This window comes from Halobacillus litoralis (genome assembly GCF_009856415.1).
In the GTDB taxonomy this organism is placed as follows: Bacteria; Bacillota; Bacilli; order Bacillales; family Halobacillaceae; genus Halobacillus; species Halobacillus litoralis_C.
In genome coordinates this window covers 563707-582809 of record NZ_WMEZ01000001.1, presented here as the reverse complement: position 1 = coordinate 582809, position 19103 = coordinate 563707, and the positions used below count along the sequence as shown (strand labels likewise).

At 42.6% G+C, this 19103-nt stretch carries 21 protein-coding genes; all 21 read right to left on the bottom strand.

What is annotated here, in order from left to right; genetic code table 11:
- Positions 1 to 10 precede the first annotated feature (10 nt).
- The 21 genes from menG to prsW all read right to left on the bottom strand — a co-directional run bounded on the left by menG (position 11) and on the right by prsW (position 19020).
- Positions 11 to 718 carry a demethylmenaquinone methyltransferase gene (gene menG / locus GLV98_RS03165; protein ID WP_160912014.1) on the bottom strand — a complete coding sequence of 236 codons (708 nt, stop codon included), beginning with the start codon at positions 716 to 718 and terminating at the stop codon, positions 11 to 13.
- A 2-nt stretch (positions 719 to 720) separates the two neighbouring features.
- On the bottom strand, positions 721 to 1524 hold the full coding sequence (locus GLV98_RS03160; RefSeq protein WP_160912012.1) for a heptaprenyl diphosphate synthase component 1: 804 nt from the start codon (positions 1522 to 1524) through the stop codon (positions 721 to 723).
- 91 nt (positions 1525 to 1615) lie between these two features.
- Positions 1616 to 1840 (bottom strand): trp RNA-binding attenuation protein MtrB, encoded by a 225-nt coding sequence (gene mtrB / locus GLV98_RS03155; protein ID WP_089652583.1) that lies wholly within the window; start codon positions 1838 to 1840, stop codon positions 1616 to 1618.
- Positions 1841 to 2023: 183 nt separating this feature from the next.
- The gene (locus GLV98_RS03150) at positions 2024 to 2296 is read right to left on the bottom strand and encodes an HU family DNA-binding protein (protein ID WP_008638574.1); all 273 of its coding nucleotides are present in this window, start codon (positions 2294 to 2296) and stop codon (positions 2024 to 2026) included.
- A gap of 511 nt (positions 2297 to 2807) precedes the next feature.
- Positions 2808 to 4286, bottom strand: coding sequence for a stage IV sporulation protein A (gene spoIVA / locus GLV98_RS03145; protein WP_160912010.1), 1479 nt, complete (start codon positions 4284 to 4286; stop codon positions 2808 to 2810).
- 244 nt (positions 4287 to 4530) lie between these two features.
- Positions 4531 to 5259, bottom strand: coding sequence for a hypothetical protein (locus GLV98_RS03140; RefSeq protein WP_160912008.1), 729 nt, complete (start codon positions 5257 to 5259; stop codon positions 4531 to 4533).
- A gap of 17 nt (positions 5260 to 5276) precedes the next feature.
- On the bottom strand, positions 5277 to 5474 hold the full coding sequence (locus GLV98_RS03135) for a DUF2768 family protein (protein WP_160912006.1): 198 nt from the start codon (positions 5472 to 5474) through the stop codon (positions 5277 to 5279).
- Between the two features lie 534 nt (positions 5475 to 6008).
- On the bottom strand, positions 6009 to 6266 hold the full coding sequence (locus GLV98_RS03130; RefSeq protein WP_089652586.1) for a stage VI sporulation protein F: 258 nt from the start codon (positions 6264 to 6266) through the stop codon (positions 6009 to 6011).
- Between the two features lie 61 nt (positions 6267 to 6327).
- Entirely contained in the window at positions 6328 to 7368 is a 1041-nt protein-coding gene (locus tag GLV98_RS03125) for an NAD(P)H-dependent glycerol-3-phosphate dehydrogenase (protein ID WP_160912004.1), read from the bottom strand.
- A gap of 25 nt (positions 7369 to 7393) precedes the next feature.
- Complete coding sequence (der, locus tag GLV98_RS03120; RefSeq protein ID WP_160912002.1) at positions 7394 to 8704, bottom strand: ribosome biogenesis GTPase Der; 1311 nt, start codon at positions 8702 to 8704, stop codon at positions 7394 to 7396.
- 177 nt (positions 8705 to 8881) lie between these two features.
- A complete protein-coding gene (locus GLV98_RS03115; RefSeq protein WP_160912000.1) occupies positions 8882 to 9067 on the bottom strand; it encodes a capping complex subunit for YIEGIA in 186 nt (61 codons plus the stop codon).
- Complete coding sequence (locus tag GLV98_RS03110; protein WP_160911998.1) at positions 9064 to 9948, bottom strand: YIEGIA domain-containing protein; 885 nt, start codon at positions 9946 to 9948, stop codon at positions 9064 to 9066. Before GLV98_RS03110 ends, GLV98_RS03115 begins: the two co-directional genes overlap by 4 nt.
- Positions 9945 to 10538, bottom strand: coding sequence for a YphA family membrane protein (locus tag GLV98_RS03105; protein ID WP_160911996.1), 594 nt, complete (start codon positions 10536 to 10538; stop codon positions 9945 to 9947). Before GLV98_RS03105 ends, GLV98_RS03110 begins: the two co-directional genes overlap by 4 nt.
- Positions 10539 to 11257: 719 nt before the next feature.
- Positions 11258 to 12280: a type 2 isopentenyl-diphosphate Delta-isomerase gene (gene fni, locus GLV98_RS03100; RefSeq protein ID WP_160911994.1), complete on the bottom strand. Its 1023-nt coding sequence runs from the start codon at positions 12278 to 12280 to the stop codon at positions 11258 to 11260.
- A 68-nt stretch (positions 12281 to 12348) separates the two neighbouring features.
- Positions 12349 to 13491, bottom strand: a complete 1143-nt coding sequence (gene rpsA, locus GLV98_RS03095; RefSeq protein WP_089652592.1) for a 30S ribosomal protein S1 — start codon at positions 13489 to 13491, stop codon at positions 12349 to 12351.
- Positions 13492 to 13594: 103 nt separating this feature from the next.
- Positions 13595 to 14176: a lysophospholipid acyltransferase family protein gene (locus GLV98_RS03090; protein WP_160911992.1), complete on the bottom strand. Its 582-nt coding sequence runs from the start codon at positions 14174 to 14176 to the stop codon at positions 13595 to 13597.
- The gene (gene cmk / locus GLV98_RS03085) at positions 14173 to 14859 is read right to left on the bottom strand and encodes a (d)CMP kinase (RefSeq protein WP_160911990.1); all 687 of its coding nucleotides are present in this window, start codon (positions 14857 to 14859) and stop codon (positions 14173 to 14175) included. The genes GLV98_RS03090 and cmk overlap by 4 nt, the downstream gene beginning before the upstream one ends.
- A gap of 122 nt (positions 14860 to 14981) precedes the next feature.
- The gene (locus tag GLV98_RS03080) at positions 14982 to 15644 is read right to left on the bottom strand and encodes a flagellar brake protein (protein ID WP_160911988.1); all 663 of its coding nucleotides are present in this window, start codon (positions 15642 to 15644) and stop codon (positions 14982 to 14984) included.
- Between the two features lie 109 nt (positions 15645 to 15753).
- Entirely contained in the window at positions 15754 to 17094 is a 1341-nt protein-coding gene (gene ypeB / locus GLV98_RS03075; RefSeq protein WP_160911986.1) for a germination protein YpeB, read from the bottom strand.
- A gap of 11 nt (positions 17095 to 17105) precedes the next feature.
- Positions 17106 to 17966: a spore cortex-lytic enzyme gene (gene sleB, locus GLV98_RS03070; RefSeq protein ID WP_160911984.1), complete on the bottom strand. Its 861-nt coding sequence runs from the start codon at positions 17964 to 17966 to the stop codon at positions 17106 to 17108.
- 394 nt (positions 17967 to 18360) lie between these two features.
- Positions 18361 to 19020 carry a glutamic-type intramembrane protease PrsW gene (prsW, locus tag GLV98_RS03065; RefSeq protein WP_160911982.1) on the bottom strand — a complete coding sequence of 220 codons (660 nt, stop codon included), beginning with the start codon at positions 19018 to 19020 and terminating at the stop codon, positions 18361 to 18363.
- Positions 19021 to 19103: the final 83 nt, after the last annotated feature.

Below are 19103 nucleotides of genomic sequence, written 5' to 3'. Positions count from 1 at the left end.
TCATCCTTAGTTATTGCTTTTCCCCCATATGCATGGCTGCAACGCCGCCCGTATAGGATTTTACAGTTACATTTTTGAACCCTACTTCTTCAAACATGGTTTTCAATTCCTTTTTACCAGGAAAATCTTTGGCTGATTCATGAAGCCAGCTGTATTCCTGATAACTTTTGGCGAAAAGCTTACCGAATACAGGCATGATTTTACCGAAATAGAAATAATAGAGCTTTTTGAAGACTGGATTGGTCGGTTGTGATGTTTCCAAACAGACCACTTTACCTCCAGGCTTTACAACACGGTACATTTCTTTTAATACTTGTCGATAATCCGGTACATTTCGTAATCCGAAGCCAATCGTGACAAAGTCGAACTGGTGATCTTCATAAGGCAAGTTCATGGCATTTCCATGCTGGAATTCGACTTGTTTGACTCTACCATCAAGCTTTTTCTTAATTCCGACCGATAACATGTTTTCACTGAAGTCAAGGCCGATGACTTTTCCCTCAGTACCGACTTCCTTTGCTAATGCCATCGTCCAGTCACCCGTACCACAGCACACATCAAGCGCATGGTCACCCTTTTTAACATTCATTCGTTTCATAACATCATTACGCCATAACCGGTGCTGCTGAAAGGAAATAATTGAATTCATGCTGTCGTATCGTTCATAAATTTTTTCAAATACGTGATGTACTCGTTCTTCTTTTGATTGTGGTTCCATGTTCACCCTTCTTCCGCTATCTGTCTATGGTTGAATTGATGATGAATGGCCGCGTTCATGTAAGATTTCAGCCAGTTGAAATGGACGGGAAGCTGGGTGATTGTAGCTTCTAAACGATGCATATGGCTTTGTAGCATTTGTTCAATGTTCACCAAAACTTGACCACTGTTTCCAAGCAATGCCGGCCGCTTGATAAGCGCATCGATGAGCGGGGAAAAATTCCCTTCCTGATAGCTGCGCTTTTCTTCCAGCAATTTTTTAGCTAATAACCATTCACCCGCCATATCATTAATGGCTGTCTTCTGGACATACGAAGCAACCCTTTGAATGAGAAGCGACTCGATTTTTTTCAACCCTTCTAAAAATTCTTGGAAGGACTCCACATCTTTATAATAAAGTTCCATCTTCAATTCGTTGATTTCCTTGATTGCGCCCGCAAGCGTATGAATCATAGGAATATCGTCAAGTTGGGAGAGCAGATAATAATAGAGGCCGCTATAATAATCGCCGGCAAGTACCGTCAATTGTCGGCTGCGAACGATGTCGCGATCATCGTCTTCATCTGATAAGGTAACGAGGTCATGTGTATCAAGAGCAATCTGAACAAGCATCGTTGTAATGATATACTGCTCTTTTTTTACTTCCGTCAAATTCGTGTGATCCATGATCGAAGAAAGGATCACAAGCTTGTCTTCATCTATTGTCGGCTCAGGGATAAAACGTACCAAATAAGGGTGGCGAACTTTCGATGCAATTTTTCGTTTGAGTTGTTTGATGTCATTATCTGAAGAATTCAACTTGATCACCTTGTCCCTTCCTGAACACTATTAAACCATTCCCATTATAGCATATTTGACCTTTTACTGTTTACTATGTATACGTTCGCAGAGCGAATGGTCACTCTGCATCATTCGTCATTTCCCCATGGCTTGTTTGAATCACAGCTTTTCCACGTACTTTCACAGCAGAAGTATGCTCGGTAAATTGAGCGATCATTACTTCCCCACTGTCAAGCTTTTCGGAGTGGTGGAAACGCGTATCCGTACCGCGGGTCAAACCGATGACATTCACGCCATCTTCAAGGGCTTTTATGACGAAGAAATCATTATTGGATGTAGTCATAAGGATCGCCTCCTTCTAGTATCATTACTATCTCTTACAAAGGGGACTTTTGTCAAAACATCCACCTTGTTTAACACTTCAAATCAAAGGCCTCATCATCATTATGACCTCATTGCAGTTTTTTAATAAAAATAAAAAGAAAAAGGGTGCACATGCACCCTTTTTCGAAGCCCTATGTAGCTATTATTTTACCGCATCTTTAAGGGCTTTACCAGGTTTGAAAGCTGGTACTTTGCTTGCGGAGATTTCGATTTCTTCTCCAGTTTGTGGGTTACGGCCTTTACGTGCCGCGCGCTCACGTACTTCGAAGTTACCGAATCCAATTAATTGGACTTTATCACCGTCTTTAAGTGAATCCATGATAGATTCGAATACAGAATCCACAGCTTGTGTAGCATCTTTCTTAGAAAGATCAGCTTTTTCAGATACAGCGTTGATTAGATCTGTTTTATTCATGCCATTCACCTCCTCCCAAGAAGGTTTAACTCATTCAAGTGGTTTCATCCACTTCAAATGTTTATTTAGGTGCCATCTTTTGATGACAAGCCTTATAATAAACGAGTTTAAAGCGAAATTCAATAGACAATCGTGTTAAAAACGCGTAACAACGCGACTTCCGAGCTGAATTACGCTTCATTTCTGGTGTAACCTGCCATAATCTTCTTCCAGTGGTAAACCATCTAAAACATTGATATGACGGGGTTTTCACAACTTTATTGATCTTCACATAGGTAATTACGACATCCACCTTGAAAAATCCTTTAAACTTCATAATTTTTTTCTTAAAAACATTGAAAAATAAGCATTTCTGGTGTTTTTGAGCACAAAAATGGAAGGTAACGCCCTTTTTCTCAGATGAAAAATATAACCCACATTTATACTCATTCAGTTCTTTTCAAGCTTCTTTGCCGAAGAAATAGCACGCGGCTTTTAAAAAACAAAATTAAAAACGGCTCACACGGAGCCGTTATAAAATGATTGCGATCATACCACCAGATCCCTCGTTGATGATACGCTCGAGCGTTTCCTGTAATTTGTATCTTGCATTTTCCGGCATGAGTGCCAGTTTAGCCTGGATGCCTTCACGGACGATCGAACTCAAAGATCTGCCAAAGATATCTGAATTCCAAATGGATAGTGGATCTTCCTCAAAGTCCTGCATGAGATACCTCACGAGCTCTTCGCTTTGTTTTTCTGTCCCGATGATCGGTGAAAACTCTGATTGGACATCCACTTTAACCATATGGATCGACGGTGCGACAGCTTTCAGCCTTACACCGAACCTCGAGCCTTGTCTGATGATTTCAGGTTCATCAAGCGTCATATCTTCTAAAGTCGGTGCAGCGATTCCATACCCCGTTTGTTTGACCATCTGTAAGGCATCCGCCACTTGGTCATATTCTCTCTTCGCATGTGAGAAATCCTGCATGATCTCAAGCAAATGATCTTTTCCTCGGATTTCCTCTCCGACAATTTCCTTTAATACATGATCATACAAATGTTCCGGCGCTTGAAGATCGATTTCAGCAATCCCTTCCCCGAGGTCCATCCCTGATATATGAGCACCTGTAATGTACTCGTATTGATCGAAGTTTCCTACGACCGTATCCACATCCCGTAATCGCTTGATATCCTTGACCGTATCTTCAATCGCCGATTGAAGGTTGTTCCTCAACCAGTGGCGGGAATCAAGAACCATCACCCAGCTTGGTAAATTCACATTCACTTCAAGCACTGGGAATTCGAATAATGCTTCACGCAGAACACTTTGCACATCGTTCTCCCGCATGCTTTCTACGGATAATGCGAGGACGGGGATATCGTATTTTTCGGACAGGTTCGCCCTCAATTTTTCCGTATTCGGATGGTGAGGCTGTGCGGAGTTTACAATCATGATGAAAGGTTTTCCGACTTCCCTCAACTCTTCTACGATTTTCTCTTCGGCTTCCACGTAATCTGCCCGTGCGATTTCACCGATGGTCCCGTCTGTAGTCACGACGATCCCAATGGTCGAATGCTCCTGGATTACTTTCTGCGTACCGATTTCCGCTGCTTCATGAAAAGGGATCGCCTCTTCATACCAAGGTGTATGAATCATTCTTGGTCCGTGCTCATCTTCATACCCGACCGCTCCATTCACGGCATAACCGACACAATCGACCATGCGGACGCGGATGTCAAGGTGATCATCAATATTGATGTTTGCCGCCGTATTAGGGACAAACTTAGGTTCTGTTGTCATAATCGTCTTCCCAGCTGCGCTTTGAGGCAATTCATCTAATGCACGCTCACGCTCCGATTCTTCCTCCATATTGGGTAAAACAACGAGCTCCATGAATTTTTTTATGAATGTTGATTTTCCTGTACGAACAGCCCCGACGACTCCTAAATAAATATCTCCATTTGTCCGTTTGGAAATATCACTGAAGATATCAACCTTTTCCAAAGGATCCCCTCCCAAATAAAATTTCACCTTCATACAAGCCTAGACAATCTAATTCTATGACGTTGTCCTAGTGAAATATGCAAGAAATTATAAGTACGGAAACTCATCCTGGACGAACAATCATAGATGATTCGCATAAACAGGAGAAGAGAAACGCTGGATAGGAAGGATATGCTCAAGTTTAGTTTATGCTCACTTAAAATCTATGAAAAAAACCGTTCCTCTATGCAGGAACGGTTCACAATCATGTCGATGACTGAGCATTTGAAAACACTGGCTCACCATTTTCTACTGTATAGGTTGTCGAATATGCAGGGACAAATGGGGTATGATCCGTCAGTAAGTAACGGATATCTTCCCCTTGCTCGTAACTGTGGTCTTCATTTCTAAGATAAGTGTATAGATCTTTACGGTAATCAATATACACTTTTCCTTGTTCATCTAAGAAAACAGGCAGTTTTTGTTCAGAGTAAGGGCTGTTGACCATTGGCGGCTCGTCCATTCCAATTTTCTCATGATCCAGTTCATACACCCCTGGAGCTACGAAATCACCGAAGGGTGGGTATTTGTTATTATCACGGTAAAACTTCACTTTGACCTGCAAAGAGCGCACCTCTTCCGTTGTACGAAGGTCCAGCACTTTCACGGTCGGATCTGTTTCGGGATGGATGATGACATATTGATAATGGCCTCCGTTTTCAAAGGAAGTCCCAGGTAAATCACTCAGAAGATTCATTTCCTTCAACTTACTGAATTCAATCGGATATTTTTGAAAGATCGGCGTGTCCTGGTCCTTTGTTTTAATAGGCAGGAGACCGCTCTTCTTCTCCTGATACTCATCAACAGCATTCTGAACCATCTCAAGCTGCTGATCATTCGGCACCTGATTCTTCGCCAAGTTGCTCTGTGGATATAAACATCCGGTAAGCAACAATGCCGTCAAGGGCAATAATATGAATACCAAGCGTTTCATGTTGTTTTTCCCTCCTGTTATGCCGTCGGTCCGCTCAGGACGATATAAAGAATGATGATTCCTCCGAAAATCATAAACAAATAAGCGAAAACAGCGATCATTATAGATAGAAAACCCTTTAATTTATACCTGCTTACATAAATTAAACCAACAGCCAGGAACAATGAAATAATCCCTGCGAAGGATATGTACATTTTGAGCATTGATTCTGACACAGCTCTTCCTCCTTCAAGCACACTTTGCTGTTGGTATTATACCACAAGTCTCCATAAACGGACAGATGAGAAAACAGAGTCTATCAGTCTTTCAATCCATTCTTACAGCCTTTTTCAGAATGTCTCCGTTCACCATTGATAGATGGTGATTAGTTATTAAAGCAAATGACAGGATTGTTGAAGACTTGATTTCGAGATGTCTGTATGACTAGTGGCTGCGGGAAAAGGTCCGCTTTTCATGGGGCGGGCGATGAAGCTGGACGAGTGGCTTCCCAACCACCCCTACCTCCCAATACAGCAAACGAGCCCCGGTTATCTTTAAACGGAATCTTACACAAAGGGGTGCCTATATGAAATGAACATTGAGATTTATGGGGACATTCAATTGGAAAAAAAGCACAAAAAAATCCGGGGCAAACGGTTTGCCCCGGTTGACTAAACAATCCCCTGACCAGCTCATGCGTAATGATTGCTGCGTAATATCTTATGCATACGAATGAAGGACCGCCTCCTCAGGCGCCTATTGGTTCGTAATCATTTTAAAAACTTGCCTAAGGTATTCATATCCAAAGGCATGTTTTGTTTCGTGATTGCTTCAACGATTTTATCTTCCTTCGATTTTGACACATTCTTATTAGCAACCTTTGCGAGCTGGCGAACAAGACGTCTGACCGTCTTTTCATCACTGAAATCAGCATTCTGTACAGAATTCGCCACTTTGAAGACATCTTCTGGGTCGATGTTTGCCTTTTTCTTCAGATGATCAAAAATATTCTTTTGAAAATCATTCATGAACAATTGACCTCCTCGTGCGTTAGGTTCTGTGTAGTATATGCACGGGAGTCGATATGTGTCAGTCATTCATTTTTTCATCAAGAATATTTGTCAAATCCTCCATTTCATGACGACGAATCCTTGTCATCAATTCATCGACGACATCTCTTGGATCAGCCGATTCAAATAGAATCCTGTAGATCCCTGAAGTGATCGGCATTTCCACCCCTTGCTCTTGTGCAAGTTGAAAAGCGGCCTTTGTCGTCCTAACTCCTTCAACGACCATTCCCATTTGATCCAAAACCTCGTCCAATGGGTATCCTTGTCCAAGCTTATTCCCAGCCCTCCAATTTCGGCTGTGGGAGCTCGTACAAGTTACGATAAGGTCTCCAATTCCTGTCAAGCCGGAGAAGGTGAGCGGGTTCGCTCCCATGGAAGTTCCAAGACGGGCGATCTCTGCAAGTCCTCTTGTAATCAAAGCTGCTTTAGCATTATCTCCGTAACCAAGGCCATCAGAAATACCAGCACCAAGGGCAATTATATTTTTCAATGCGCCTCCAAGTTCCACACCCACAAGATCAGGAGATGTGTACACGCGGAATTGCCGGTTAATGAAGAGGTCTTGCACTTTTTCCGCGACTTCTAGTTCCTCTGAAGAAACGGTTACGGTTGTTGGCTGCCTGAGACTCACTTCTTCCGCATGACTAGGACCGGAGAGAACTACGATATCTTCATACTTTTCTTTAGGGATCTCTTCGGAAATCACTTCCGAAACACGCTTATAAGTACCAGGCTCTATCCCCTTTGAAGCGTGAGTAATGATCACTTTCTCGGTAAGGACTTGCTTTAACTGCCCACAGACTTCTCGCATAGCCTTCGTAGGAACGACTAAGATGACATGTTTGGCATTCTCAACAGTGGCTCCCAGATCATGGCTTGCGGTAATCGAGTGAGGCAGATCAATATCTTTCAAGTATTTTTCATTCCGATGCGTTTGGTTGATTTTTTCAGCAAGGCTCTCCCTATGTGTCCAGAGATGAACCTCATGCCCATTATCAGCAAGAACGAGGGCAAGAGCTGTGCCCCAGCTCCCCGCACCAAGTACAGCTACTTTCTCCATTCTACCTACTCCCTTTCTGAATGAATCAGCTACGTCTTCTCGCAAAAATCTTGATTGGCGTTCCTTCAAAACCGAAGGCTTCACGAATTCTATTTTCTAAAAATCGCTCATAGGTGAAGTGCATCAATTCAGGTTCATTGACGAATACAACAAAACTTGGCGGCTTCACAGAAACTTGAGTGGCATAAAAGATCTTCAGCTTCTGCCCCTTGATGGATGGAGAAGGATTCATAGCAAGGGCGTCCATGATGACTTCATTAAGAAGATTCGTCTGCACACGCTTTGCATGATTCTCACTTGCTTCCAGAACTTTAGGAATCAACGTGTGGATCCTTTTTTTCGTTTTGGCAGATAGAAAGACAATGGGAGCATAATCAAGGAAGCGGAATTGATCCCGGACCTTATCTTCAAACTCTTTCATTGTTTTTTCTTCTGTTTCTATGGTATCCCATTTGTTGACAACGATAATGACAGCTTTTCCAGCTTCATGGGCATAGCCCGCAATCTTTTTATCTTGTTCTTGAATGCCTGCATCTGCATCAATTAGTGTCAGGACTACATCTGAGCGTTCAATTGCCTTCAGTGCTCTCATGATGCTGTACTTTTCAGTCGTCTCATAAACTTTGCCTCGTTTTCTCATTCCAGCTGTATCAATGATCACATAATCCCGATCGTCTTTCGTGAAAGGAGAATCTATGGCATCCCTTGTCGTACCTGCGATATCACTGACAATGACGCGTTCCTGACCAAGGAGACTGTTTACGAGCGATGATTTCCCTACATTCGGTCGGCCGATTAAGCTGAAACGAATGGTATCATCATCAATCTCTTCCTGTATTTTTTCAGGGAAATGCTTCACAACTTCATCAAGCATGTCTCCAAGTCCCAGTCCGTGTGTCCCCGAGATCGGGAAAGGTTCGCCAAAACCGAGAGAGTAAAATTCATAAATGTTTTCTCTCATTTCAGGATTATCTACCTTGTTCACTGCAAGAACGACCGGTTTATTTGATTTAAATAGAAGTTTGGCGACTTCTTCGTCAGCCCCTGTAATTCCATCACGGCCGTTCACCATAAAAACGATGACATCCGCTTCATCAATAGCTACTTGAGCCTGGGCTCTCATTTGCACGAGCAACGGCTCGTCCCCAAGTTCAATTCCACCGGTATCGATGACATTGAATCGTGTGGTCAACCACTCGGCTTCTGCATAAATCCGGTCTCTCGTGACACCGGGCGTATCTTCTACAATAGAGATTCTTTCTCCGACCAGTCGGTTGAATATCGTTGATTTCCCAACATTCGGCCGTCCTACAATAGCAATTACTGATTTTCTCATGAAAGGATCATCCTTTCTTTATTTCTAATTTCATTATTCCATGTTTCCTCAGTAGTGAAAAGCATAAAAATACTGCTCTCCCCCGGGCGATGGTTTAACAGCCCATCTTCCGAAGAACAGCAGGAAGCCATTAACTTTCTTATCTTAGCAAACTTTAGAAAAAGAAACAATTCTTTCTCAATGCTTGACGATAATATAGAGTTGATCACTTAATGCATGAGCAATTCCATCTAAAATGGCTTCTAAGTTTGCTGCCACAGCTTCCATCTCTTCCTTTGTATCACATTTAAACACAGCAGCACTGCCGTGGACTCGATTTTCTTCCGTAGTCACAGATGCCAATATGGCCTTCTCCATTTTCATGAAAGATTCCTCCTACCTTTTTTCGAAGGCATTTGAATTGCGTTTTCAAGGACAGGTACGTGTTCAATAATCTCTTTCGCTCGTTTTGAATCCTTCTCTTGAGGAAGAATGAATACCCCAATTCTCCCATCATTCAAGTCTCTTTTAATCAATGGCACAAGAGCGGGAGTACCTGAATCCCTGAAAACCCCCAGGGTGACAGATACATCGTGCAAGATGGCCTGCCTTTGCCCAAGGTTTGCAATAGTTGAACGGACGCTGAATTCTTTAGGAGTCAACACAAAGCCCATTCCATATTTCATAATCTCTTCCTGACGCTCAGGTAAACCGATGTTCATAATATAAATATTATCGACATACAATCCTGCTCCATCGAAGGAAATGGATTTCTCCTCTACTGTTACAATATCCGAAAGCTTCGAACCACTCATCAACATTCCAGATAGAAGAAAGCATACAACAGCCGCTCCTAATGCCACCCAAATATTGAGCGCTAAATAACAAAGGGTGACGACAAAAGAAGTGAAAATAACGAGGTAATTTCTGCTCTCGAAAGCAACCGCTATTCCTTCAATATACGTATTACCACGCGGGACCAGCTCATAAGAATCCATTTCCGTCAATGTATTTCTCTCCATGTTGCGTACTTCCCGGAATTGAGAAGCAGCTAAGGTCAAGAAAGTGACGGCGGTGAATTCCTTTTCCATAATAGAAGGAATCGCGATCGTACCAAGCGCAGCTGCAATAAACCCTAAGGATAAGTGGATAATCTTCCCATGAAGGTAAGTCGGATACTGCCTGTAATCGGTACGCAGCATAAATACACGAAGAGCTGTACCAACAAGGATTCCTAAAATGATTGGATAGGTGTATTCATTCACACAAAAGCAGCTCCTTTAGATATGGATTTTCTTTTTTTACGTATCAATCTCTTCAATTGATCCACTCCATGAAAAAGGAGCAGTACAAACACCCCTTTAATTGCGAGGGAAAGCATGACATGAGTATCAATCAGCGCTTCGTTTTGGTAAAGGGCGAAGATCAGAAAAGAAAATAGGGAGCCACCGGCATTTGTTAACATCCACAGCCCCATCTGGCCGCCTACATCCTTAATGAACATTCGAAGGAGACCTACGATTACAGGAAGGACCAAAGAAATTCCCGGGAAGTTCACCCAAACAGGATGGACAATGAGAAACATCCAGACAGCCGCATAACCCACGCTGAGAATGAAAGGCCAGAAATAATCAAACATAGACTTTTTCACCGATATAAAAAGATAAGTCCCTAAGATGAGGAGGATAAGTACGTGAAAGTAAAATTGTCCTTCCTGACTCCAAGAAAGCATGTCATATGTACACATGAAAACACCCAAAATGAATAACAAATCGCGTTTCAGTTTCCGACGTTGAATGAAAAAAACGGCGATGACTGTTAATGACCAAGCAAACCAATAAAACGTTGCCTCCAAGACCCCACACCTCCCAAGCTTCACCATTTATTATGTGTGGTTCAGGAAAGCTTTAAACATTTTCTATTAAGAAATGGTCTGTAAGCAGCGGTTGGAATGATTAGTTATTGAAGAATATGGCAGGATTGTGTAAGACTTGATTTCGAGATGTTTGATGAGTGAATGGGGCTGCGGGGAATGACTCGCTTTCCGCGGAAGCGCGGTAAGCCTCCTCAGGCTACGCCTTGCGGGGTCTCACCAAGCACTTTTTTCCCGCAGGAGTCTCGCCATTCCACTTCGCCCCTTTGCCATGTGAGTGTCTCGAAACCACCTCGTGAAACAGTTGATTACCAACTTAATGGAAGTGGGTAGATTAAGCCGCCGGTTCAGGTATTTGGATTAAAAAATTTGATATTGAAAACTTTCCAGATATAACCAAAGCGATAGAGGAAGACAGTCCTTCTGACAGAAGGGGTTCGTTGCTCCATTTATAAAAGGGGTCGTTGGGAAGCTGCGAGAGTCCCGTGGGAGAAAGGAGATAGGTGAGATCCCGCAGGACGCAGTCCGAGGAAGCTCGCCACTCCCCCACAGGAAAGCGATTTGCTTCCCGATCACCCCTAACGCCCAACACGGCAACGAACCAAGAAAACACCTCAAAACTAAGTCTTCCACAATAGGGAGCTTATGTTTAATAAGTATCGTAGAAAAATAAAAAAACCTATGACCAGTTGGTCATAGGTTTAATTTAATCGTTGGTCGTACCATTCTTTCGTATAACCGAACATAACGTGTGGTTTCCCAATTAACTCCTTAGGATGGCTCGCATTCAGAAGCATCATCGCTATTTTGAATTCATGTAAAATATGATGAATTTCCGCGATTAATGCTTCTATTCCTTCATTTACTAGTATCTTTAACAGGGATCCGGCCATTCCGAAGCCCTCTGCTCCAAGTACCATAGCCTTTGCTCCATCAAGTCCGTTACGAACACCTCCTGATGCGAAAACATGCAAATCATCTGAAATAGATGACTCAAGTACAGATACCGGAGTGGGAATGCCCCAATTATTAAAAGAAGCGTATGCCCGCTCCCGCCTCATGTTTTCCACTTTAGAGAAATTGGTGCCACCTCTTCCACCCACATCAAGGTGACGAACCCCCATTTGGTAGAGTGTATCAGCGGTTTCTCTAGACATCCCATAGCCCACTTCCTTCACGATCACTGGAACGTCGAGGTAATCGATGATGTCCTGAATCCGATGCATCCGATGTGAAAAATCACGATCTCCTTCAGGCATAATCATTTCCTGGAGAGTGTTGATGTGAATTTGCAGAGCATCGGCATGGAGCATACGAACTGCTTCCCTTGCCTGCTCTAAAGTAGCCTCACTTCCAACATTGGCAAAGATGATCCCTTCTGGATTCATTTCTCGAACTATTTCATACGTTCTTCGCTCTTCGGTATTTTTCAAGGCTGACATTTGAGAACCGACAGCCATTCCAATGCCCGTCTCTTTTGCAGCTATAGCCAAATTTCGGTTGATTGCCATGGTCTCTTCTCCGCCACCGCCAGTCATCGCATTAACAAAAAGAGGGGAACTTAAATAAAGTTCCCCTACTTGTATATTCATCTGTATATCTTCGAAATTAAGACGGGCAAGACTTTGATGAACAATTTCGATATCATCAAAATGATTATGAATTTCCCGTTCGTGACTGATGGCATGGCGGATATGGTCAATCTTCCTTTCAGATCTGCTCATATCCATCCCTGCTTTTTTAACTCTTTTCCAACAAGCCTGGTTCAAGGAACAGCCTATTGTTCTAGAGCTTATTTTTTGTATTTATCAAGTTTGTCGCCGATCATATCACTCAAAGAGAAACCGGAATTGTCATCTTCTTTTTCATACTGTTGAATTTCAGCACGAGTTTCGTCACGCTCTAGCTCTTTCATGCTTAATGAAAGACGCTTGGCATCCTCGTCAACATCGAGAACTTTCACTTCAACCGTTTGCCCTTCTTCTAACACTTCATCAGGTGTACCGATGTGGCGGTTGGAAATTTGAGAAATGTGGACAAGACCTTCCACTCCCGGGAACACTTCAACGAAAGCCCCGAAACTTACGAGACGGCGGACGGTCCCTTCAAGAGTTTCCCCAGGATTCACTTTTGAAGTAATGTCATGCCATGGTCCTGGCTGCGTAGCCTTCAGTGAAAGAGAGATTCTTTCATTGTCACGATCGACAGAAAGCACTTTGACTTTGACTTCTTGGCCTTCTTCCACAACATCAGATGCTTTTTCCACATGCTGATGAGATAGCTGGGAGATATGTACAAGTCCGTCAATACCTCCAAGATTTACGAAAGCACCAAAGTCTGTCAAACGCTGTACAGTACCCTCGATGACTTGTCCTTCTTCTAGAGATTGTAGCACTTCATGCTTCTTCGCTGATTCTTCTTGCTCAACGACTGCACGGTGGGAAAGGATTACACGGTTTTGCTCACGATCCAATTCCACGACTTTAAGGGAAAGTGTTTTTCCTTTGTAGTCTTCAAAATCTTCAACGTAATACGTTTCAACCAAAGAAGCTGGAATGAATCCACGTAGGCCGATATCAACAACGAGCCCACCTTTTACAACATCTTTAACTTCAGCTTCAAAGATTTCTCCACTTTCGAACTTAGCTTCTAGGTCTTCCCATGCCTGATCAGCATCTACGGCACGCTTAGAAAGTACGATTTCATCATCTTCTACTTTTTTCACCTGCAAAGTGAGCTCGTCTCCTTCACTCACTGCATCTGAAGCTTTTTCTACATGAAGGCTGGATAATTCACTGATAGGTACAATACCTTCGACTTTATATCCAACATCTACGAGGACTTGTTTTTCTTCAATCTTCACGACTTTACCAGTCACGATGTCCCCTGCAGAGAATTCTTTCATTCCAGATACTTCTTGATTCATTTCATCCATACCAAGCTACCTCCTTCAAATTCCGACACAACCTAATAATACAGAAATGCCCTTTTGTCTAACTTCTAATATTTAGAGCATTTTGTCAAGTGATTACGCCTCATCATTGATGAATTTTATGCAATTGTCTGATTTCTTCCATGATCCGATCTGTCACAACCTGGGCAGAAGCCTTCTGTTCTCGATATTCCGTCATATCAATCGGTTCTCCATAAACCACTTTCAATGTCTTGAATTTCTTGTATGGACCGATGATTGCGCAAGGGACAATCGCAGCTTCAGACCTCAATGCAAAGAAGCCAGCTCCGGCAAGACCTTTGCCGATTTCCCCGCTTTTCTGCCTTGTTCCTTCGGGAAATAGTCCAAGTGCATGACCTTCTTTTAATATATCCAGACCTTTTCTCAAGGCGTTCCTATCCCTCATGCCGCGTTTGATCGGAAAAGCATGGACTTTTTTCAATATACCCCCGATGACAGGGTTTTTAAACAACTCTTCTTTCGCAAGGAAGTAAATATTTCGACTGCTTGTTATACCTACAACCGGTGGGTCCACATTGGAGATATGATTGGAACAAATAATGACTGGACCTTTTGCAGGAATGTTCTTTTTTCCGACAACTTTAATTCTGTACATCGGATATAAGATGATGCTGCACAAGGCTTTTCCTAATTTATATAGAGTCATCCCTGCTCCCCCTTCTCCCATTTCTCATTCACGATATTTAGAATCCCCTCGACTACTTCGTCGATATTCATGGATGTTGTATCGATCTCGATCGCATCTTCTGCTTTCACCAATGGTGCAATCTCTCGATTGGAGTCGATTTCATCACGTTTACGAATTTCTTCTTTCAATTGCTTCAGGTCGGACGGAAAACCTTTATCGAGATTTTCTTTATGACGCCTTTCTGCTCTTTCTTCGACAGAAGCGATCATAAAGATCTTCACTTCGGCGTCTGGAAGCACGTGGGTTCCGATGTCACGGCCATCCATGACCACACCCTTGTCTTTGACGAGTTCTTGTTGTCTTTGCACCATTTCTTCGCGAACGTTTTTGTGCTTTGCAACGATCGACACTTGATTAGTGACCTCCGCTGTCCTGATTTCCTCAGAGACATCGCGTTGGTCGAGGATGACCCTTTGTCCTTCTTCACTTTGTACGAGGTTCAAATCAGATTGACTCAAAAGCCGAGCCAGACCAGCTTCATCTTCAAGCGAAACGCCATGTTTCAAAGCCTTCCATGTCAATGCTCGGTACATAGCACCTGTATCCACATAAATAAAAGAGAGCTTTTCTGCGACTTTTTTTGCTACAGTACTTTTTCCGGCTGCCGCTGGGCCGTCAATGGCAATTGTCATTGTGTTCATACGATCCGTATCCTCCATCTGTCTTATCAAAGAAAAAACGCACTGGCACAGCGCGTTTTCTCTGAAATTTTTGCTTAATGATCAAAGTCAAGAATAACACAATTCGACTATGAAAATCCATTTTATTTGAGTGCTCTCACCCGTGATAGCATTTGCTGTTCAAAACAATATTTGATAATTAACTGTCTGTCCTTTTCATGAATATCGATAAATTCAATAGAAACCCTTTCAGGCTGGGAATCTTTCGACGGTATGACTCGGATTACCTGGCCTTTGGCAAACACATAATGGGTCTCTCCTCCATTCATAGGAAGGACAAGAGTCATATCGATCTTCTCCTCTTCCGCTAATTTTTCAGAGCGGGTTTGTACGACCATTACGCCTCCTCCACTAATATCATTCGTGATGGTAGAAAAAGAACGGTCATCCTTTTCAACAGCTACATCCACAGATGCATCGACACGGACATATTGGCGTCTTTGGACCCTATTCAATTCTTCCAAACCCGGGAAAAATAAGCCGATGACGGGAATATTCCTTTTTTCCCTTGATATCACTTCTGTCTTAAACCAATAGACGGACTGGTCTTGACCGACGAAGCTTGCTTGGAATTGGGTGCCATCCAGAAAAAAGCCTGTCCGGCCCGTTTTTGTATGTACAGGATAATCAATGTAAATTTTACTATCTTCAAAGTCCACCAATTTACACTTGTAATGATCGACTTCATCCACTTCTGATTTTTTCAACTCCAGTGTCAGAGGCGTCCCCACCTTCAAATTCTCCATCATGCTCCTCCTCTATAAACATGATGATATTATCTCATGTCTCTCTAAAAAAAGGAAGATTGTAGGTCTAAAGATATAAAAAAAAGAACCCTATTCAAAGGGTTCTTTTTTAGACCTCCTGGTTGAACTTCATCTCCGCCTTCTTCAATGTTTCCACTTTTTCTTCTTGTCCATTGGTGGCATTGATAAAGATACGGTAGGTTGTATTTTCCATGGTCGCCAGGAATTCATAACAAAGCACTTGTTCGTTGATATCATTTTCAATCACAGAGAGATGATTCTCCTGAATTTCAACATTTGGATTCACTTTTTCCCTCGCTTCATCCAATGAGATTTCAGGTTCATTGAGTTCTCGCTCGCTATGGTAGTTGTAATAATCACGTGAACTCATACCCAGCACTTCCCCGTTATCAAGCGCAACTTTTACCACTACGGAATCAGGGAAGAACCTGACATCATTTTGCGTGTAGAGGAAACGGAATACACCCATGTTGTCATATTGATTGCTTTCGACGAGCTCCAAATTCGATATTTCCAGGCCCTTCGCATATTCTTTCGCTTTTTCAGAAGCTTCGTATAGCGAGACTTTAGGCTCTCCCACTTCACGGCTGATCATAATCGTCAAAGGATGTCCGCCTTTTTCCGTCAAATCGATGTAGCCGTTCTTATCACCGTTTTGGAAGGAAGCGGTGTACATAGGTACATCGGCGCCTTTTCCTGATTTCGTAATCGTCAGCTTATCTGTGGATACTTTTTCCAGCCATTGACTGGCAATTTTCTTCGCTTGTTTTTCATCGATTTTTTCACCTTTGAGGTGTCGGAAGCTTTTCTCCGGGCCTGAGGAACCAAGACTGGTATTCGTCACGAATCCTTCGAAGCCATCCACGGATTTTTCTACTGTCTTGAATCCATTGACTATGGTATTATCTCCGACCTCATCGTTTGTAGCTAACGCAAGTTCAACGTCCATCCACCTTAGATTATCCTTCATTACGACATTTTGTACTTTTCTAAGTTCCCCTTCAATTTCACCCGACTTTTTGTGGAGCTCCTCAAGCATCTGAATCTCCTCTTCACTGAGAGGTTTCTTTTCCAGGTCTCGAACAGCTGTCCGATAAGTAAACTCACCGATGTCGTGTAAGAATTCTTCCGTTTTATTAAAAGGAAGAAGTGTCAGTGGCAGTTGGCCTACATCTGAACTTGCATCAGAAGAAATCTTCCATATTTCAGCGAGTTGGGGGGATAACCGGTTTCGAGAATTCATCGCTAAGCTTGAACCGATTTTGTCATGGAGAAGATCGACATTGTAAGTCAGTTCATGAAATGCCCTTTGATAACTGTTTTCAGCTTGGATCAAGATAGCATTTTTGTCCTGATTTTCTTTGTAGCCCCAAATGCCTGCACCGACCGTAGTAATACTTAGTAATATGATGGCGATCCATTTACCCATACGCCCACCTCCTATTTACAGAAAATATGTTTACCGATTTTTTTGATTTGCGGTCTTGTCCAGATCCAGTCCGATGTAGCCGTATTCGGATTGAAATAATACAAAGCTTGACCGGAAGGATCCCATCCATTAATTGCATCCATAACCGCTTCTTTTGCCTGTTCATTCGGCTCCAGCCAAATTTGACCATCCGCTACGGCTGTAAAAGCACGAGGTTCAAAAATGACCCCAGAAGCATTGTTAGGGAAGGAAGCACTTTGGATCCTGTTTAGTATGACAGCCGCAACTGCCACTTGACCTACATAAGGTTCTCCGCGAGATTCTCCATAAACAGCATTCGCCATCAACTGAATGTCATTTTGTGAATAGCCACTTGGAACATTGACGGCTGTCGGTTCCTCAGGCTGTTGCTGCTGTTGGTTTTGTTGTTGTTGCTGATTTTGTTGTTGATTTTGTTGCTGCTGTTGGTTTCCTTGATCTGTTTGTTGAGCTTTCGGAGTACCTCCATAATGCGTGAAATCATTTCCTTTTCGAATCTGTTCTTTCACGTAGCCCTCATCATAGTTACTGGCTTTATTCAGCTTATTTTTTACTTCCTGTCCCACGAGTCCATCAATTTCCAGACCAAATTCATACTGAAAATTACGAACCGCCCAGTAGGTCCCCCAACCGAAAACTCCATCGATTTCCCCGTTGTAAAAACCTAAATATTGCAACCTGGATTGAAGTTCAATGACATCATCACCCGTGGCCCCTTGCTGAATGACCTGATTTGAAAAACCTAGGACAGGCTTGACATAGGTCAACTCTGATAAAGGGAAAAGCAACAAGGCTAAACCCAAAAAAACGACCATCGTCTTCTTCCATACCATCCAATATCCACCCCTGACCCAATAGTTTAGTTATAGGGGTAGTTTTTAACAGAACCAAAAGATTATGCATACTTTCATTACTGCACTCAACTAACAAAAAAAGTACATCATTATTCGTATATTCTACATAAGCTCCCGATTGTGAAAGACTCAGTTTCGAGACTTCTGGTGAGTGAATGGGGGCTACAGGGAATGGCTCGCTTTCCGCGGTAGCGCGCCATTCCCCCCACTAGAAGGCGAGTTGCTTCCCAGCCACCCCACAGGCTCAACTTAGCAACGAACCCCGAAACATCTCGAGATCGAGTCTTCCACAATCCTGCCATATTGTACAAATACATTTTTGTATAAGAATTATTATTTGATAAATAAAAAAGAACAGCTCGATGGCTGTTCTTCATGGTTTTAATAATTTCTCATGATGCTGATTCGCTATCTTGATCTTACGCAGCCCGATCAGCCACAAAATAATCATAAAAGGTGTAATCCAATACATCCATGTCATTTCTTTCACGGTAATAATATAATCATAAATGACGTGAAGCCCTACAGGAATGACCAACCCAAACGCTAAACACAAATTCGAACGATTCGTCCTGAACTTTGCTTTTCCCATATAGTACCCCATAATGATGCCGAACAGAGCGTGGGAGGAAACAGGGAAAACTGCACGTAAGAAGGCTATTTCAATTCCGTTTTGAAAGATATAGATGATGTTCTCGATCGTTGCAAACCCTAAACTGACAGCCACCCCGTATATGATCCCATCATAATGGTGATCAAAATCAGAGTGGCGATACGCCACAAATAACAAAAAGAACCATTTGAAGAATTCTTCAAGTAATCCAGCTAGGAAAAAAGATTTCATGAATGACGAATGAAATACGTTTTCAGTTTCGAAAGCATACTGAATGAACATGATAGGAAAAACCATGATTACGCCTATGATGAACATACGGATAATTAAAGGAAGGGGCTCTAATTCGATCCGTTTACTTAAGTATATAAATGTCATGATGGCCACGGCAGGAGATATAGCGACAGTCAATATGGCCATATTTCTCAACCCTCTCTCTTTCTTTCACCTACGTTTCATCGTATCATGAAGGTATGAGAAAAGGAACATTTAAATGGAAGATG

Bases quoted from the DNA above. Each gene is read 5' to 3' on its own strand.
- menG (WP_160912014.1), bottom strand. From the start codon at position 718: ATGGAACCACAATCAAAAGAAGAACGAGTACATCACGTATTTGAAAAA.
- mtrB (WP_089652583.1), bottom strand. From the start codon at position 1,840: ATGACTACATCCAATAATGATTTCTTCGTCATAAAAGCCCTTGAAGAT.
- GLV98_RS03150 (WP_008638574.1), bottom strand. From the start codon at position 2,296: ATGAATAAAACAGATCTAATCAACGCTGTATCTGAAAAAGCTGATCTT.
- GLV98_RS03140 (WP_160912008.1), bottom strand. From the start codon at position 5,259: ATGAAACGCTTGGTATTCATATTATTGCCCTTGACGGCATTGTTGCTT.
- GLV98_RS03130 (WP_089652586.1), bottom strand. From the start codon at position 6,266: ATGAATGATTTTCAAAAGAATATTTTTGATCATCTGAAGAAAAAGGCA.
- GLV98_RS03125 (WP_160912004.1), bottom strand. From the start codon at position 7,368: ATGGAGAAAGTAGCTGTACTTGGTGCGGGGAGCTGGGGCACAGCTCTT.
- der (WP_160912002.1), bottom strand. From the start codon at position 8,704: ATGAGAAAATCAGTAATTGCTATTGTAGGACGGCCGAATGTTGGGAAA.
- GLV98_RS03115 (WP_160912000.1), bottom strand. From the start codon at position 9,067: ATGAAAATGGAGAAGGCCATATTGGCATCTGTGACTACGGAAGAAAAT.
- fni (WP_160911994.1), bottom strand. From the start codon at position 12,280: ATGAGCAGATCTGAAAGGAAGATTGACCATATCCGCCATGCCATCAGT.
- rpsA (WP_089652592.1), bottom strand. From the start codon at position 13,491: ATGGATGAAATGAATCAAGAAGTATCTGGAATGAAAGAATTCTCTGCA.
- GLV98_RS03090 (WP_160911992.1), bottom strand. From the start codon at position 14,176: ATGACTCTATATAAATTAGGAAAAGCCTTGTGCAGCATCATCTTATAT.
- cmk (WP_160911990.1), bottom strand. From the start codon at position 14,859: ATGAACACAATGACAATTGCCATTGACGGCCCAGCGGCAGCCGGAAAA.
- GLV98_RS03080 (WP_160911988.1), bottom strand. From the start codon at position 15,644: ATGGAGAATTTGAAGGTGGGGACGCCTCTGACACTGGAGTTGAAAAAA.
- ypeB (WP_160911986.1), bottom strand. From the start codon at position 17,094: ATGGGTAAATGGATCGCCATCATATTACTAAGTATTACTACGGTCGGT.
- sleB (WP_160911984.1), bottom strand. From the start codon at position 17,966: ATGGTATGGAAGAAGACGATGGTCGTTTTTTTGGGTTTAGCCTTGTTG.
- prsW (WP_160911982.1), bottom strand. From the start codon at position 19,020: ATGGCCATATTGACTGTCGCTATATCTCCTGCCGTGGCCATCATGACA.